This window comes from Thiomicrorhabdus xiamenensis (genome assembly GCF_013282625.1).
Lineage (GTDB): Bacteria > Pseudomonadota > Gammaproteobacteria > Thiomicrospirales > Thiomicrospiraceae > Thiomicrorhabdus > Thiomicrorhabdus xiamenensis.
Genome location: NZ_CP054020.1, coordinates 1,104,497 through 1,122,254, shown reverse-complemented (window position 1 = coordinate 1,122,254; position 17,758 = coordinate 1,104,497). Strand labels below are relative to the sequence as shown.

Below are 17,758 nucleotides of genomic sequence, written 5' to 3'. Positions count from 1 at the left end.
ATTTAAACGTGGCATATTATTTTGCTTATTCTTGCGCTTCCAACGCCTGAATTGCACTGTCGGCGGCTTTCTGCTCGGCCTTGCGACGGCTTGAAGCGGTCGCCTCGAATTTGGTTTTCAGTCTATCGACATAACAGCTGACAGTAAATTCCTGCGCGTGAGCGGCACCATTTACACTGATAATGCTGTATTCCGGTAGAGATTCGTTCAATGACTGCAGCATTTCCTGCAATCGAGTTTTTGCATCTTTACCGACTTTTTTCGGATCCAGATCCTGCAAACGCTTCTCGTACAAACGGTGAACCAGTTCGCGACACGGCTCAAGACCGCCGTCCTCGTAGACCGAAGCGATTATCGCTTCAACAGTATCGGCAATAATCGAATCGCGGCGGAAACCACCGCTTTTAAGTTCGCCGGGGCCTAAAACCAGATAATCGCTCAACTGATATTCGCGCCCAATCACCGCCAGCGTATCCCCCTTAACCAGGTGAGCTCGCACTCGGCTCATATCGCCTTCAGGAAGTTTGCTGAACTGATGGAAAAGCGCATCGGCAATAATATAGTTGACCAGACTGTCCCCCAGAAACTCGAGGCGCTCATTGTTTTTCGCCCCCACGCTGCGGTGCGTTAAGGCGCGTTGCAACAAAGTCAGATCCTGATAGTCATAACCCAACTTCTTCGCCAGCATATTGAGCTTTGCGATTCTTTCCTGATCCAGTTGTGGCTGTTTTTTGCCTGCCATAGCTTAATCGATCCCTTTACCGATGCGATTGAAGTGGATGCCGTTATCCCAGTTCATCCAGATACCGAAGGCTTTCCCCTTCAGGTTTTCTTCCGGAACAAAGCCCCAGAAACGACTGTCATTACTGTGATCGCGGTTATCACCGACCATAAAGTAGTGCCCTTCAGGAACGGTGACCGGCCCCATATCCACCGAGGTTTTATCCGGATCAAGCAGGATTTGATGACTGACGCCGTTATCAAAACTTTCCTGCACAATCTGTGCATCGTTCATGACCGCTCCGGAATCATTACCGCGATACAGACCCAAAGCTTTCATTTCTACCGCTTTGCCGTTGATAAACAGTGTTCGCTCGATATAGCTGACCGTATCGCCCGGAAGTCCCACCACACGTTTAATATAATCGACATCCGGATCATTCGGATACTTAAAGACCACAACATCACCGCGTTCAGGTTCGCCAAGCGGAATGATTTTAGTCTGCACAACCGGCAGTTTAATACCATATGCGAATTTGTTCACGGCGATGAAATCACCGATTTCCAGCGTTGGATACATGGAACCCGAAGGAATTCGGAATGGTTCAATGATAAACGAACGCAGAATCAACACCACCAGAAAAACCGGAAACAGCGAACGTGAATATTCAACAATAATCGGCTCTTTAGCACCGGTTGTCGATTTACGGCGTGCCGGACGCCATACCAGGCGATCAACATACCAGATCACCCCGGTTACCAGAGTGACAAGAACCAGAATCAGTTCAAAATTCATTTGGAATCTCCCGTATCCAGAATCGCCAGGAAAGCCTCTTGCGGTAATTCAACACTACCGATCGACTTCATGCGCTTCTTACCTTCTTTCTGTTTCTGCAGCAGTTTCTTCTTACGCGAAACGTCACCACCGTAACATTTCGCTGTTACGTTCTTACGCAACGCCTTAACATTGGTTCGACCGATGACTTTGGCACCGATTGCCGCCTGAATCGCGACATCGAACATCTGACGCGGAATAACCTTCTGCAGTTTTTCGATAATGACCTTACCTCGCTGAACGGCGAAGGAACGGTGCACAATAACCGCCAGAGCATCGACTTTTTCGCCGTTGACCAGGAAGTCCATGCGTACCAGATCGTCCGCCTGGAAGCGTTTAAATTCGTAGTCCATCGATGCATAACCGCGCGAACAGGATTTCAGGCGATCGAAGAAATCCAGAACAACTTCATTCATCGGCATCTCGTAATTGATCGATACCTGACCACCGGAGTACTGCATGTCTTTCTGCACACCGCGCTTTTCAATACACAATTTCATGACCGCGCCGACATACTCATTCGGCACCAGAATATTAGCTTGAATAATCGGCTCGCGAATCTCGTCAATGATTGCCGGATCTGGTAGTTCAGACGGATTATCAATCTTAATTAATTCGCCGTTCTTTTTCAGAACTTCATAAACAACCGTTGGCGCGGTAGTAATCAAATCCAGATTATACTCACGCTCGAGACGCTCCTGGATAATCTCCATATGCAGCATTCCGAGGAAACCGCAACGGAAACCGAAACCAAGTGCTTCCGAAGTTTCCGGTTCGAAATGCAGTGCCGCATCGTTCAGACGCAGCTTGCGCAAAGACTCACGCAGATCTTCGTAATCTTCCGAGCTGATCGGGAAAAGACCGGCAAAGACGCGCGGCTGTGCCGGTTTAAAGCCCGGTAATGCCTCAACTTCCGGCTTCGCCGCATCAGCTAAAGTATCCCCTACCGGCGCTCCATCGATATCTTTGATTCCAGCGATGACATACCCTACCTCACCGGCTTGCAAACTGGCCTTAGGTGTACGCTTCGGAGTAAAAATACCCACATCATCCACCAGATATTCTTCCTTGGTGGACATCACTTTCATTTTGGTCTTTTTACCGATCTTACCGTCAATCACTCTAACCAGAGAGACTACGCCGAGATAATTATCGAACCATGAGTCGATAATCAAAGCTTTAAGCGGCTTATCGGTATCCCCTTCCGGCGCAGGAATTTTCTTAACGATTTCTTCCAGAGTCTCTTTAATGCCGATACCCGCTTTTGCCGAAGCTCTAACCGCATCTTCCGCTTCAATACCGACAATCTCTTCAATCTCTTCGATAACGCGCTCAGGATCTGCAGCAGGCAGGTCAATTTTGTTCAATACCGGCAACACTTCAAGCCCCTGCTCAATGGCCGTATAACAGTTGGCCACGGTCTGCGCTTCAACACCTTGTGAAGCATCCACTACCAGCAGAGCACCCTCACAGGCTGCCAGAGAACGAGAAACTTCGTAGGAAAAGTCTACGTGCCCCGGAGTATCGATGAAATTCAGCTGATAGACCTTGCCGTCTTCCGATTCGTAGTTCAGGGTAACGCTCTGCGCTTTGATGGTAATACCGCGTTCGCGCTCGATATCCATCGAATCAAGAACCTGCTGTTCCATTTCACGGTCGGTTAAGCCGCCGCAAAGATGAATGAAGCGGTCGGCAATCGTCGATTTACCATGATCGATATGTGCAATAATCGAGAAGTTACGAATGAGTGATAAGTCGTTAGACATTTAATCTCCGAATAACAGAATTCATTTGCCTGACAGCAGCCTAGATTCCTATCTCATGAAAAAACATCCGGCAGGTGAAATAAATCCCCGAATTCCAGCTAATAAAAAAGGGGACTTTTCCGCCCCCTTCTTATGACATTTTTTCATTGAATCCTACAGTGTCTTCACCTTAAAAGACCGCTGCACTGTCATTTCCATCCCACTCTCCAGTTAACGGATGGAACTGGCTAAAAAAGTTAGGCCGTATTTTACGCTAAATTCTTGATAAAGACATTATTTATCGCTGATAGGCCTAACTTTTCCGGCTTCAATGCGCTTTTTTCATCTAGTCCAGAACAAGCGGCAGGAATACCGAACGTCCGTTACGGATAACGCGAACCGGCAAGGAACGTTTTTTCGGCAGACTCTGCAGCAGTTTATTCAATTCACGCACACTTTTAACCGGTTTGAAGTCGATGGTGACGATAATATCTCCGTTGCGGATACCCGCCTGTTCGGCTGGTCCGCTGCTGACGTCGGTTACACGGACACCATACGGCAGACCGTTATCCTGCAACCACTCTTTCGGAATTTCCTCGACGGTTACCCCCAAACGATTACTGTTAAGCTTGCGATCAGACGACATCGCCAGATCTTTGGATTTATCCAGAGAGGTCAGTTTGACGGTGAGGTATTTCACTTTGCCCTGACGCAGCAGTTTAACCTTCACCTTCTCGTTGATCGGCGTCATCCCCACCACAGGAGGAAGATCCGAAGACTTTTCGATCTTTCTGCCGTCAAACTCAAGAATAATATCCCCGGCTTCGATACCGTATTCCTTGGCCGGCGTATTATCGTACACTTCTCCGACAAGCGCTCCGGTCGGCTTATCCAAACCAAACGATTCGGACAAATCGCTGGTCACTTCCTGAATCTGTACACCCAGGAAACCGCGTACAACTTTACCGTTCGCTTTCAGCTGTTCGGCGACATTCATTGCAATATCGATCGGGATCGAAAAAGAGAGTCCCATTGAACCGCCACTATTGGAGTAGATCTGCGAGTTAATCCCGACGACTTCGCCATCCAGATTAAACAAAGGTCCGCCAGAATTCCCCGGATTAATCGGCACATCAGTCTGAATGAAAGGCACATAGGTATCTTCCGGCAGCGATCTTCCCAGAGCGGAAACAATCCCGTGCGTCACCGTATAATCCAATCCGAATGGTTCACCGATCGCCAGAACCCACTGCCCGACCTTCAAATCCTTGCTTTTTCCGATTTTGGCATAAGGCAGGTTATCCGCCTTGATCTTCAACAACGCCACATCGGTACGAGGATCGGTTCCGATTAATTCGGCTTTTAACTCTTTGCGGTTGCGCATGCGCACGATAATTTCGTCGGCATCTTCCACAACATGGTTATTGGTCAGAATATAACCGTCTTCACTGATAATGAAGCCAGATCCCAGCGAATGTGCCTGTTTTTTCGGAGTATCCTGCTGCGGTGGTTGCTGAAACATTTCCGGCGGAATTCCGAAAAAATGTCGCAACAGTTCTTCCGGCATCCCCCGGAATTGCGGCGGTATTTGATTATCCTGTTTGGAGACGGTTTTCGTTGTAGAGATATTAACCACAACCTTGTTATTGTGCTCTGCCAGTTCCGTGAAATCCGGCAAACCATATTTTTCAGCCGCTTGGGTTACCATCGGCTGCAACAGTAAAGCAGCCGCCAGCAGCAGAGAGTTCAAAAACAATCCATTAAAGGTTAAACACCGTTTCATTCGATACACCCTTCCTCTTGTTTAGTAAAAATCACAACCAATGAAAGACTAGACATCCCGCATCTGCGCGTCATCCAACGTTTGCGATGCGTTATGAATCCGAGTGATTTCCGGCAAGACCGGTCGGTAAAAACGTTTCGTTACCCACCAGCCGGCAAAAAGCCCGAAAAGGCCTCCAAAGATAGCACTGACATCAGCGAATTTTTCTGCCGCCGAGACAGGTATTCCCGAGATAAACAGGAGTTTCTGGGCCAGAACCGAAAACACCAAAAGTCCAATTAATGGTAAGCCATAAGCCATAAAAGAATGTTTAACCAATCGTGACTCATCCATGGACAGATCGACAAGATTTCCGACTTCAACCCCAAGAGGATTTTCTACCCGGATCGGCTTATTGTGCCGGGCAACAAACAGCGTCGATAAAGCGGAAGTTCCGCACCCACCACTTTGGGCGCAACCGCTGCAACCGTTTTTCGGGGCCACCTCAACCAGAGCAAACTCTCCTTGAATCGCCACGACCGTTCCGCTTTCGGTCAGACTACTTTTGGCGGAAACGCCGACAAGCGAATCCCGGTCGTCGTCAAAGCCGGGGTCATTATTTCTTTCCATTGGACTGCTCATATAATTCCTCAGGTATTCAATTTAGGTTTGCGCTGTTTTTTTTTCAAGTTAAAGCGCATGAAAATGTCAAAAACCGCCCATCGTAAAGCGCTTCACAGATAAAATATTCACTTGCAATCTGGCGTCGGCTACCTATAGTAAGCGCCACCTTACGACTTTAATCGTCAAAATCCCATTCATTAGCTTTGAGGCGACCCGGCAATGCAACAATCGAAAGCCAACCAAGAGTACGCAAAATCGACTGAAGTATTGATTATCGGCAGTGGTATTGCCGGGCTGTCAATCGCTCTCAAACTGGCACAGAAGCACAAGGTGATCGTGCTTGCCAAGGCATCGCTCGAAGAAGGCAGTACCAGCTACGCTCAGGGCGGAATAGCCGGCGTGCTCGATCCTTTCGACAGCATCGATGCGCACATTAAAGACACCAAGATCGCCGGTGCCGGTTTATGCGACGACAAAGCGGTCGCCGTGGTCGCAACCCATGCCGCGGAAACGATTCTGGAACTGATTGAGTACGGTGTAAACTTCACCACAGAAGGCGCCAACGCCAAGAACTTCCCATATCATCTAACCAAGGAAGGCGGCCACAGCCACAGACGCGTCATCCATGTCGCGGATCATACCGGTCAATCAGTCGCGGACACACTTATCAACCAAGTTAAGAAACATCCGAATATCGAACTGCTGCCGGAACATATCTCAATTGACTTAATCCTGAACCGCAAGCGCAATCGTTGCATGGGAGCCTATGTTCTCAACAAAAACGAAAAACAGGTGTATTCCATTACAGCGCCTTTCACAGTTCTGGCAACCGGCGGAGCTTCCAAAGCTTATCTGTATACCAGCAACCCGGACACCTCCACCGGTGACGGTGTCGCCATGGCATGGCGTGCAGGATGCCGCGTGGCCAACATGGAGTTCAATCAGTTCCATCCAACCTGTCTGTTTCACCCCAAAGACCGTTCCTTTCTGATCAGCGAAGCGGTTCGTGGTGAAGGCGGTATTTTAAGATTGCCGGACGGAACCGCTTTTATGCAAGAATACGATCCGCGCGCCGATCTGGCACCGCGTGACATCGTCGCCCGAGCCATCGACCAGGAAATGAAAAAACACGGTATCGATTGCGTCTATCTGGACATCACTCATAAACCGGCCAAATTTATCAAACAGCACTTCCCGACCATCTATCAACGATGCAAGGAAGACGGCATCGATATTACCAAAGAACAGATTCCGGTTGTTCCGGCAGCACACTACACCTGCGGTGGCGTAATGACTAATCTGGAAGGGAAAACCGATCTTGAAGGGCTGTACGCGATCGGCGAGACCGCTTATACCGGTCTGCATGGCGCCAACCGACTGGCCAGCAACTCTCTGGCCGAAGGTCTGGTCTTCGCCAAACTGGCTCACCAAAGCATCGAAAAATCCTTTACTGCGCTGGGAGAACACGAGTTCAATGCCAAGCCCTGGGATACCCGGGGTATTACCGACCCGAAAGAAAAAGTACTTGTCAGCCACGACTGGGATGAATTGCGTCGTGTCATGTGGGATTACGTCGGAATCGTACGGACCAACAAACGTCTAAAACGCGCTTTAAAACGTATCCGTAATCTACAAGCGGAAATCAATGAATATTACAGCCAGCACACTCTGAGCAGTGACCTGCTCGAATTGCGTAACCTGACCATGGTGGCCGAACTGATGGTGCTCAGCGCGCAGAAGCGCAAGGAAAGTCGCGGCCTGCACTACAATCTGGACTACCCCAAAACGTTCAAGGCCGCTAAACCGACTGTATTAAAACCTCAGCCGGGAAAAAACCCGACCAGCCGGTACAAATCTTAATTAAGTTTAGCCGTTTCCGAACGGCATATGTCCGTTCTGACTGATCTCGTCGATGATGCCCTCGGAAATCAGACGATCAAGATCCACCAGAATCACCATATTGTTGCTTGACGCTTTACGGCTATCCTCCATCTCCCCCGTTCTCTGAGCATCCCCTACCGTTGCCAGTCCAAGGATGAATTGCGAACTGATTTCAGTGGAAATATCCGGGGCCGGCTGTAGTGAATCCATATCGAAAGACTGTACATCACTGACTTCATCCACCACGATACCGACAACGCGCTCGCCCTGTGATGTGAGAACATGAACAACAATAACAACCGTAGTCGCATCGTACCTGGCCTGCAGTTTAAAACGTTCGCGTAAATCGACAATCGGCACTACCGAGCCACGCAGATCTACAACCCCTTTCACAAAAGGCGGTACGCTTGGCAAAGGATTTGGCTTTTCCCAGCCACGGATTTCCTGCACACGCAGAATATCCACCGCAAACTGTTCGCGTCCGATTTTAAACGTTAAAAACTCTTTGTTGTTCGCCACTGATGGCCTCCCTGAAAAACCGTCTGATGATCGAAATTTCGCCGCAGCAATTTCCGTATAAAAATATCGGTTAATCTTAGCTCAATTTCGCTTTCAACAACACTCTCGCAAAAGCCTTTTAACGATTTGTGCGTAACAAATTCGCTTAAATCAACTGTTTACTGCTTGAAATACAGCAAACCGACCTCATTTAGTTTTGCGTTGACGCCGATTCCGGTATCATTTGCGCAACATCCAAATAAAGAAAATTTGAAAAACTAAAGGATTCACTATGCAAGCGACCGCTTCTCTAGATGCAACCTGGCTGGATTTTTTACAGCAACAAAATGCGCAATTCGACGAGTCCGGCAGGATTACGACTTTCGGACAGGCTGAACTGGAACACTTCCTGATTAAAAACGGACCGGTGGTCACCAGCTTAACCCATCAGGCATTGTTGAAAGTATCCGGCTCGGAAGCGCAGCAGTTTCTGCAGGCGCAATTGACCAGCGACATTAATCAGGTTACGGAAACGCAAGCGCAGCTTTCCGCTTACTGTGACCCGCAAGGAAACGTACTGGCCATTTTTCTGGTTTTCAAATATCAGGATGCCTTCTATCTGAGTTTTGACGGTTCGCTACGGGATAGCATCCACAAACGTCTGCAGATGTTTGTTCTGCGCTCAGACGTTAAAATCGAAGAAGTTTCGCAGAATCTTATCCATATCGGCTTCGCCGGAGAATTTGCCGACCTTGACGTTCAGCGTCGTCTGGACACCAAGGTCAAAGAGGTCTTCGAAGCCAACCTGTCGCAGGATGAAGAAACTAAAGACATTCTCATTATCAAGGTACCGGGACCTTACCATAAATACGAAATCTTCGGCCCTGCCGAACAGATGGTCACCGCCTGGAACAACCTGCGCGTTAACTGCGACCTGACCAACAACTTCGATTGGCAACTGCTCAATATCGCGGCTGCCGTTCCGGAAGTCACCGACAAAACCAGTGGTCAGTTCACTGCACAATTCCTGAACCTGGACAAATTCGATGCCATTAACTTTAAAAAAGGCTGTTTCCCGGGACAGGAAATCATTGCTCGAATCCATTACCGCGGAAAAATCACCAAACGCATGCTGCGCATCCGTCTGGAAGACGATCTGGACCTACAACCCGGTGATAGCTTAAACCTTCAAGATCCGAACGGAAAAACCCATAAGCTGACGGTCATCAACTGCAAGCCGGACATTTTCTCAGGTTACCTTTGTAATGCGGTCGGAACGCTGAAATCATTGGAATCGGTCGAAGGCGAGCTGAGCACGGAAAATGGAAAACCAGCGACCATCGAACCGCTTCCGTATCTGATCACCGAAGAAGAATAAGGCGAAAATATCGCTTTGCGCGGTATGAAAAACACGCTTAAAAACAAAAGCCTGCTTCATCCAAGCAGGCTTTTTTATATTCCACGCAGGCATAAAAAACCCCGCTATTGCGGGGTTAAGATCTGTACGAGTCAGCTAACTTAGCTTTGACGCATATGCGGGAACAGCAATACGTCGCGTATAGAGGCTGAATCGGTAAACAGCATGACCAGACGATCGATTCCGATCCCTTCTCCCGCCGTCGGCGGCATCCCATGCTCCAGAGCGGTAATATAATCTTCATCGAAATGCATCGCTTCATCATCACCGGCGTCTTTCGCTTCCACTTGAGCCTTGAAGCGCTCGGCCTGATCTTCAGCATCATTCAACTCGTTGAAACCGTTGGCCAGCTCACGCCCACCGATAAACAACTCGAAACGGTCGGTAATAAACGGATCTTCGTCGTTACGTCGTGCCAGAGGAGAAACTTCAGCCGGATATTCGGTGATGAAAGTCGGATCCATCAGACGGTGCTCGGCGGTTTCTTCAAAGATTTCAGTCAGAATCTTACCGAGGCCATAGCCGTCTTCGACTTTAATGTGTAGAGACTCGGCAAGCGCTTTCGCTGAATCGTAATCCTCCAGCTGCTCAGGCTTAACCCCCGGATTGTAATCCAGAATTGCCTGCTTCATGGTCAAACGCGCAAACGGCTTACCGAAGTCGAATTCCTGTCCCTGATAAGGTACGACGGTTGAGCCAACAGCCAATTCAGCCAGTTCTTTCAACAATTCTTCGGTGTAATCCATCAGCTGATGATAATCGGTATAAGCCGCATAGAATTCAACCATTGTGAATTCCGGATTGTGCCGCGTTGACAGCCCTTCATTACGGAATGAACGGTTGATTTCGAAAACGCGCTCAAAGCCACCGACAACCAGACGTTTCAGGTAAAGTTCCGGTGCAATACGCAGGAACAAAGGCATGTCCAGCGCATTATGATGCGTTGCGAAAGGTTTTGCCGTAGCGCCGCCCGGAATAACGTGCATCATCGGCGTTTCCACTTCCATAAAGTTCTTACGGATCAGGAAATCGCGGACATGCTGCACAATTTTTGAACGCAACATAAAGGTGTCACGGCTTTCCTGATTCACGATCAGATCGATATAACGCTGACGGTAGCGAACTTCCTGATCCTGCAAACCGTGAAACTTGTCCGGCAACGGACGCAGCGATTTAGTGATCAACTCAATATGCTCGACGTGAATCGACAACTCACCGGTATTGGTTTTGAACAGGTAACCTTCGGCACCGACAATATCCCCAAGATCCCACTTTTTGAACTGAGTGTTGTAGAAACCTTCCGGCAACTCGTCACGCGTCACGTAAATCTGGATACGGCCGGAATGATCCTGAAGGGTTGCAAAGCTCGCTTTCCCCATAATACGGCGCAGCATCATACGACCAGCCACCTTAACGCGTACCGGTTCCGCTTCCGCCATGGCCTCTTTTTCGATTTCACCGTACTTGGCTTGAAGGTCGGCGGCATCGTGTTCACGACGGAAATGATTTGGATAAGAGTGACCCTCTTCGCGCAAAGCTGCTAGTTTCGCACGACGCTCGGCAATGATTTTATTTTCATCGACTTCTGGCGCAGTATTTTGGTTATCAGACATTCACTATCTCGCTTAAAAAATAAAGACCGCTAAGCTTCTCTGCTTTGCAGTCGTTTCAGATTCAAAAAGGTTTTAAAAATTGTCGCTATTTTACGGCTTTTACGCCTGAATCTCTAGAGAAGCCCTGCAAGACCAGGCAAGAATTCTCAAGAGATTGCTTTCGGTTTTTATAATCCGGCTTTCAGACTGGCTTCGATAAACTGATCCAGTGAACCATCAAGAACAGCCGTGGTGTTACCGGTTTCGACATTCGTGCGCAAATCCTTAATGCGTCCTGAATCCAGAACATAAGACCGAATCTGGCTTCCCCAGCCGATATCCGCTTTGGAATCTTCCAAAGCCTGCTTCTCGGCATTACGCTCAAGCATCTCCAATTCATATAACTTGGCGCGCAGCTGTTTCATAGCCTCGGCCTTGTTCTGATGTTGAGAACGCCCATTCTGACACTGGGTAACCGTATTGGTCGGCAAGTGCGTAATACGAACCGCCGATTCGGTTTTGTTTACGTGCTGCCCACCGGCACCGGAAGCGCGATAGACATCGATTCGCAAGTCCGCCGGATTAATGTCGATTTCAAAACTGTCATCAATTTCCGGTGAAACGAATACCGACGAGAATGACGTATGACGGCGGTTTGAAGAGTCAAACGGCGATTTACGTACCAAGCGATGCACACCGGTTTCCGTGCGTAGCCAACCATAAGCGTAATCCCCCTGAACATGAATCGTCGCGCCTTTAATGCCGGCGACATCGCCATCGGTAATTTCCACGATCTCCGCTTTAAAACCGTGTGAATCGGCCCAACGCAGATACATTCTCAAAATCATGTTCGACCAATCCTGCGCTTCGGTACCGCCGGAGCCGGCCTGAATTTCCAGATAACAGTTATTGGCATCCAATTCACCGCTGAACATACGCTGGAACTCAAGCTTGTCGATCAGCTCGCCCAGACGGTCGCACTCTTCAATCACATCATCGACCATTTCCTGATCTTCTTCCATCTCGGCCAGCTCAAGCAATTCCTTAGCTCCCGAGCAGCCTTCTTCCAGCTCATTAATGGTGCTGACGATATTTTCCAACTGAGACTTTTCACGTCCAAGCGCCTGAGCCTTTTCCGGGTCATTCCAGACATTCGGGTCTTCCAGTTCCATATTGACTTCTTCAAGACGTTCCGCTTTTACGTCGAAGTCAAAGATACCCCCTAAGCACAGAAGTACGCTCTTGGTAGTCCTTAATGCGATTATAGACAGGATTCAATTCCATAAATTCAACCTTAGTTTTACGACAGATACCGGTTCAAGCAGTGTTCTACGCTACTGAGAACCGCTGTAATACCGTATTTTTTAAAATGCGCGAATCATACCAGTTTTCAGGAAAAATTTCTCTGCTAATTCCGATCCGCAAGCGACAAATAATCATGAATTTTTCTCAAGTATTTCAAACAATTGCCGATAATAAAGTTGCGAATAAAACAAAATAGAAATTCGCCACTGCGCGCCGCGATTGACAACTGTCAATTCAGACGCTCGGCAAAAGAGTACACTAAAAGTAACATTTAAAAACGAGGTCATCGCAATGGATATCAAAGCATTTGGCGCGCTGCAAGCCTATCAAAAAAGTAACGATGCCGCTCAGGATAACCGTGGCCGCGGTATCGATAAAACACTGGTTTTGCCGGAACAGGCATCCGAACAGGCCAAAGAGCGTGTTGCCACCAACCCCGCCGCCGCAAAATTCGAACAGCAGGCTAACCTTGTAGCCACGCTTTTCGGCGATAAAACACAAGCCCCTCAATCGGCTCTGAAAATCAGTTTTCAAAGTGCCATTGAAGAAATTAACAAACAGCTGCGCATCGACCTTGGACTGGACGAAGACGCTACGGACCCGATCAGTGCAGAAGCTATGCAACAGCAAGGCGGTATGGATTATTGGAGTCCGGAAAACACTGCGCAGCGGATTGTCCAGGGAACAACCGCTTTCCTTGGAGGTTTTCAAAATGCCCACCCCGAACTCGAAGGGGAAGAATTAATTAACCGCTTTATGGAAGTGATCGGCAACGGTATCAGCACCGGTTTTGAACAAGCTAAAAGCTTTCTCGGTGACCTTAACGTAATCAACGATGAAATCGAAGGAACAATCAACCAGACCTATGAACTGGTACAAAGCGGCCTGGAAAATTTCCGTAATGATTATCTCGGTATCGAAACCAGTCCAGAGACTGTAGAAGAGAGTACTGAAACCTCCTCCAGCAACAATTCTTGAAATCTGGACGCTCTAGTGCACAAAATCAGAAAAGCCCCTTTACGGAGCTTTTCTTTTTTACGGCGCTGGAAACATCTTACTTATTCGATCTCTTCAAGTCCGACTCGAGTCAAGCCTGCTTCATTGGCGTACTTAGTCAGTTCCGCGGTTGAATCGATTCCCAATTTTGACATCAGGTTTTCACGGTGTTTGGAAACCGTTCGGTCGGAGATCTCCAGAATTTCGGCAATTTCTTTGGTCTTGTAGCCTTCGGCGACCAATTTAACCACCTGTTTTTCACGTACCGATAAACGGCGATTTTTCAAACCCTCCGCCGCTTCAAGCGATGGCTGAATTTCGGAATGGATAAAGGTGCCGCCATGGTAAACATCACGGATGCCGTTGGTTAACTCTTTGGGAGAGACGGATTTCATCGACAACCCGGAAACCCCAAGATCCAGAACATCGCGCCATACACTCAGCGTTTCGGCTGCGGTCAACACGATCACTTTGGTATCTGCATAGCGTTTTTTGATGTGGTTAATAACATTCATTCCGCTTAGCTTGGGCATAGACAGATCCAATAGCAGAACGTCCGGAGATTTGCTGCGAACCAGTTCCAGACACTCCAAGCCATCTTCCGCTTCACCGATAACTTCCAGATCATCATGTGCTTCAAGAATCGATTTAAAGCCTGCGCGAACTAATGAATGGTCTTCAGCCAATACAATTGTAATTTTTTCTGACATGAAAATACTCTTTTTAAACTATTTCACTATCTGATAGCGGTTCAAAGAACACCGCGCAAACCAAATACGTAGAAGTTACTATTAATTGAATTATTCCCAAGAGAAGCTAAATCCTCAAGGAATTTTCGAGCAGATAAAGCGGATTTAAGCCGTTTTTATGATCTCAGTAAACTTTACTCACGCTTGCCGAATGCGATTACTCAGAAAATAGACGCTTAAGGAGCCGATTTTCAAGAATGGGCAAACAATTAAACACTCGCCAAGCTTCCGCCATCGCGGCCGGGAGAAAATCAAAAACTACTGATAAAATTATACCACCAGGGTACGTAAAAAGATCAGTTTTATTATTATTTTCAATAATATACAATCAACTCAAACGAATCATTTTTACCAAGAAATTCTGCGGATTTTCACTACAGGCCGAAGCGATCTTCTTGGACTTCGACGGCGTTCCGAACAGCGGCCCAAGCAATCTGAACCTTACGCAATGCGGTCTATCCGGCATCTCCGCTTGGCATCCGTCCCCAACCTCTGCAACTTTATGCGCCCAATGTAACGGACTTTATAAGTAAAGAGTCCATTTCTTTTACCATAATTTACTCAAATCAATTTATTTCTGAATTTACCGCTCAATACGGCTTGAATAACCTGATTCGTAGCAAATCTCACTAGGTTTTTACACTGAGACTGCGTAAAATATGCGCATTTACTCGCCTCTGATTTGTCAGACCTTTGAAATACCCGAGCTAAACCCGATTTTTAATCTAAACGACAACGCTTAACATTTAAAAGACGAAATACCATGACACATTCCTCAGCTAAAACCCGCACAGTCAAAGACAGCATGGGAACCCTGGAAGTTCCTGAAAACGCCCTTTACGGAGCCCAGACGCAACGCGCGATCAATAATTTCCCAATCAGTGGAACCCCATTGCCAACCAGTTTTATCAAAGCGGCTTGCTTTGTTAAATTCGCCTGTTCTGATGCCAACCGCGAACTGGGTCTATTAAGCGAGGAAAAAGCGGAAGCCATTCAAGCAGCTGCGGATGCCGTGATCAAAGGCGGCTATCTGGATCAATTCCCGATCGATGTATTCCAGACCGGCTCTGGAACCAGCACCAATATGAACGTCAATGAAGTCTTGTCCTCTCTGGCACAAAAGCTAACCGGAACCGAAGTTCACCCGAACGACGACATCAATATGAGCCAAAGTTCCAACGATGTTATCCCAACCAGTATTCACGTAGCCGCAGCGATTTCTTTGGAAGAACAGCTGCTACCGGCTTTACGTCATCTTTGCGATGTCATCAAGGATCGTGAACAGGAACTGGATGCCGTGGTCAAAACCGGAAGAACGCATCTGATGGATGCCATGCCAGTTCGGCTTAGCCAGGAACTTTCCGCTTGGCGTGCACAAATCGAAGATAATATCGCCCGCCTCAAAGACACTCAGAAACGCATTGAGAAACTGCCTCAAGGCGGTACGGCGGTCGGTACCGGAGTGAATGCCGATCCGCAGTTCAGCCGACTGGTCTGCGCCAATCTGGCAACGATTACCGCCATTCATTTCGAACCGATGGACAACCTGTTTATCGGATTGAGCTCGCAGGACAGCGCTCTGGAACTCAGCGGTCAGTTGAATGTGCTTGCCGCCAGCCTAATGAAAATCGCTAACGACCTGCGCTGGATGAATTCCGGGCCATTAGCCGGACTTGGCGAAATTCAATTGCCGGCACTGCAGCCGGGAAGCTCCATTATGCCTGGCAAGGTCAACCCGGTCATTCCGGAAGCAGTGTGCATGGTTGCCGCTCAGATTATGGGTAACCATACGGCCATCACGGTCGGTGCTCAAGCGGGTAACTTCCAGCTGAATGTCATGTTACCGATGATTGCGCTCAACCTGCTGCAAAGCATCGAGATTGCCTCTAATGCCAGTATTCAACTGGCAGATCTGGCCATTAAAGGTTTCACTGTCAATCAGCAAAACATCAATCAGGCTCTGGAGGTTAACCCGATTCTTGTCACCGCTCTGAACACACTGGTGGGTTATGAAAAAGGTGCAGCCATCGCAAAAGAAGCCTATGCTTCTGGTCGTCCTGTTCTGGAAGTCGCTCTCGAAATGACGGAACTGGATGAAGCGACGCTTAAGCAGTATCTCAATCCTGCCCTATTGACCGAAGGCGGAAATCCTAAGGTAGATTAAAGGCGGAAACGCAGCCAATTTATGCTTACAGGCAATATTTGAGTTGTTACAATGTTGCCTGAAATTTTTAAAACTTTAAAAGGAACCACTATGGCCGTTATCGATCTAAAAACCGAGCAATTTGAAGACACAATTAGCAATAACGATATCGTTATTTTTGATTTCTGGGCTGAATGGTGTGGTCCTTGTAAACAGTTTGCTCCGGTATTTTCGGAAGTAGCGGAAAAGCACCCAGACATTAAATTCTGCAAAGTTAATGTTGAAGAAGAAGAGCAACTGGCGGCGATGTTCCAGGTTCGTTCAATTCCAACTTTGGTCTTTATGCGCGAAAAAATCGTTGTTTTCTCAAATCCAGGCGCCATTCCTGGGAATGCACTTGAAGAAGGTATCAAACAACTGCGTGAACTGGATATGGAACAAGTTCGCAAAGATGTCGCTGCAGCCCAGCAAGAGCAACAACAATAAGCGATTTTTCGCCGAAAAAGCCGCAATTGCGGCTTTTTTTATATCTGCGTTGAGCGTTCACAGCAAATCACCCTCTCGCTTAATCAATTCCACTTAGTTGTAGTATAAAATACAGCTTATTAGAGACAAACCAGACCCCTTCATGAACCAACGCCTTTTACCCCCAAGTACGATTTTAGTCACCGGCTGTTCCAGCGGCATCGGATATTACTGTGCGAAACAGCTTGATCAAGCTGGCTACAGCGTCATCGCCTCTGCCCGTAATCCGCAGGATGTTGAACGCTTGCAGAAAGAGGGATTCACCGCAATCCAACTTGATCTGGCGGACAGCGATTCGATTAAAACGGCGCTTGAACAGGCGCTGCAATTAAGTGGCGGTAAGATTGATGCCTTATTCAATAATGGTGCTTTCGGACTTCCCGGCGCGGTTGAAGACTTAAGTCGCGACGCCATGCGCCACCAGTTTGAAACCAATGTCTTCGGAACGCAGGAGCTGACCAATAGAATCGTGCCGATCATGCGTCAGCAGGGACAAGGGAGAATCATCTACAACAGTTCAATTCTGGGATTCGCTGCGATGCAATATCGCGGTGCCTACAATGCCAGCAAATTCGCTATCGAGGGGTTTGCCGATACTTTGCGGCTGGAGGTTAGAAAAGACAATATCCAAGTCAGTCTGATCGAACCGGGACCGATTCTGTCAGACTTCAGAAAGAATGCTTTTGAACAGTTTAAAAAATGGATTAATCCGGACACCAGCGCACATCAAGAGCAATATCAGGCAATGATAAACCGTTTGGAAACCGTCGGGCCGAGCGCGCCTTTCACTTTAGGGCCTGAGGCCGTCTACAAAGCCCTTATTCATTCTTTGCAAAGCAAACGGGCTCGGATCCGTTATAGAGTGACAGTGCCGACCAAAGCATTTGCCATTTTGAAACGGCTGCTTCCCAACCGGACTCTTGATAAGCTCTTAAGCAAAGCGGGCGGTGACGGCAAACGCTAACC

The 17,758-nt window shown here is 48.0% G+C and carries 15 protein-coding genes; 6 read left to right on the top strand and 9 right to left on the bottom strand.

Going from position 1 to position 17,758, the window contains the following annotated elements; genetic code table 11:
• Positions 1 to 25: 25 nt before the first annotated feature.
• From rnc to HQN79_RS05135, 5 genes are all read right to left on the bottom strand, one after another.
• Complete coding sequence (gene rnc, locus HQN79_RS05155) at positions 26 to 742, bottom strand: ribonuclease III (RefSeq protein ID WP_173284720.1); 717 nt, start codon at positions 740 to 742, stop codon at positions 26 to 28.
• A gap of 3 nt (positions 743 to 745) precedes the next feature.
• A complete protein-coding gene (gene lepB / locus HQN79_RS05150) occupies positions 746 to 1,516 on the bottom strand; it encodes a signal peptidase I (RefSeq protein ID WP_173284718.1) in 771 nt (256 codons plus the stop codon).
• Positions 1,513 to 3,321 (bottom strand): translation elongation factor 4, encoded by a 1,809-nt coding sequence (gene lepA / locus HQN79_RS05145; RefSeq protein ID WP_173284716.1) that lies wholly within the window; start codon positions 3,319 to 3,321, stop codon positions 1,513 to 1,515. The genes lepB and lepA overlap by 4 nt, the downstream gene beginning before the upstream one ends.
• Positions 3,322 to 3,646: 325 nt before the next feature.
• Entirely contained in the window at positions 3,647 to 5,083 is a 1,437-nt protein-coding gene (locus tag HQN79_RS05140; RefSeq protein WP_173284714.1) for a DegQ family serine endoprotease, read from the bottom strand.
• Positions 5,084 to 5,131: 48 nt separating this feature from the next.
• Complete coding sequence (locus HQN79_RS05135; protein WP_173284712.1) at positions 5,132 to 5,704, bottom strand: SoxR reducing system RseC family protein; 573 nt, start codon at positions 5,702 to 5,704, stop codon at positions 5,132 to 5,134.
• A gap of 201 nt (positions 5,705 to 5,905) precedes the next feature.
• On the opposite strand from HQN79_RS05135, the gene nadB reads away from it, so the two are divergent.
• Complete coding sequence (nadB, locus tag HQN79_RS05130) at positions 5,906 to 7,546, top strand: L-aspartate oxidase (protein ID WP_173284710.1); 1,641 nt, start codon at positions 5,906 to 5,908, stop codon at positions 7,544 to 7,546.
• A 6-nt stretch (positions 7,547 to 7,552) separates the two neighbouring features.
• On the opposite strand, the gene HQN79_RS05125 is transcribed toward nadB, so the two are convergent.
• A complete protein-coding gene (locus tag HQN79_RS05125) occupies positions 7,553 to 8,086 on the bottom strand; it encodes a chemotaxis protein CheW (protein WP_173284708.1) in 534 nt (177 codons plus the stop codon).
• Between the two features lie 271 nt (positions 8,087 to 8,357).
• Between HQN79_RS05125 and ygfZ the strand changes: the two genes are divergently transcribed.
• Positions 8,358 to 9,443 carry a CAF17-like 4Fe-4S cluster assembly/insertion protein YgfZ gene (ygfZ, locus tag HQN79_RS05120; RefSeq protein ID WP_173284706.1) on the top strand — a complete coding sequence of 362 codons (1,086 nt, stop codon included), beginning with the start codon at positions 8,358 to 8,360 and terminating at the stop codon, positions 9,441 to 9,443.
• Between the two features lie 140 nt (positions 9,444 to 9,583).
• Here the strand turns inward: ygfZ and lysS are convergent, their stop codons facing one another.
• Entirely contained in the window at positions 9,584 to 11,095 is a 1,512-nt protein-coding gene (gene lysS, locus HQN79_RS05115) for a lysine--tRNA ligase (protein WP_173284703.1), read from the bottom strand.
• Between the two features lie 167 nt (positions 11,096 to 11,262).
• Positions 11,263 to 12,358 (bottom strand): peptide chain release factor 2 gene (prfB, locus tag HQN79_RS05110; RefSeq protein ID WP_173284700.1). Its coding sequence is split into 2 segments (ribosomal slippage): positions 11,263 to 12,285 and positions 12,287 to 12,358, totalling 1,095 coding nucleotides; the frame shifts between segments, so codons are not numbered across the junction.
• 312 nt (positions 12,359 to 12,670) lie between these two features.
• Between prfB and HQN79_RS05105 the strand changes: the two genes are divergently transcribed.
• On the top strand, positions 12,671 to 13,357 hold the full coding sequence (locus tag HQN79_RS05105; protein ID WP_238843431.1) for a DUF5610 domain-containing protein: 687 nt from the start codon (positions 12,671 to 12,673) through the stop codon (positions 13,355 to 13,357).
• 80 nt (positions 13,358 to 13,437) lie between these two features.
• Here the strand turns inward: HQN79_RS05105 and HQN79_RS05100 are convergent, their stop codons facing one another.
• Positions 13,438 to 14,085, bottom strand: coding sequence for a response regulator (locus HQN79_RS05100; protein WP_173284698.1), 648 nt, complete (start codon positions 14,083 to 14,085; stop codon positions 13,438 to 13,440).
• Between the two features lie 802 nt (positions 14,086 to 14,887).
• On the opposite strand from HQN79_RS05100, the gene HQN79_RS05095 reads away from it, so the two are divergent.
• The 3 genes from HQN79_RS05095 to HQN79_RS05085 all read left to right on the top strand — a co-directional run bounded on the left by HQN79_RS05095 (position 14,888) and on the right by HQN79_RS05085 (position 17,756).
• Complete coding sequence (locus HQN79_RS05095; RefSeq protein WP_173284695.1) at positions 14,888 to 16,288, top strand: class II fumarate hydratase; 1,401 nt, start codon at positions 14,888 to 14,890, stop codon at positions 16,286 to 16,288.
• A gap of 90 nt (positions 16,289 to 16,378) precedes the next feature.
• Positions 16,379 to 16,753, top strand: a complete 375-nt coding sequence (gene trxA, locus HQN79_RS05090; protein ID WP_173284692.1) for a thioredoxin — start codon at positions 16,379 to 16,381, stop codon at positions 16,751 to 16,753.
• Between the two features lie 142 nt (positions 16,754 to 16,895).
• Complete coding sequence (locus HQN79_RS05085) at positions 16,896 to 17,756, top strand: SDR family oxidoreductase (protein ID WP_173284690.1); 861 nt, start codon at positions 16,896 to 16,898, stop codon at positions 17,754 to 17,756.
• Positions 17,757 to 17,758: the final 2 nt, after the last annotated feature.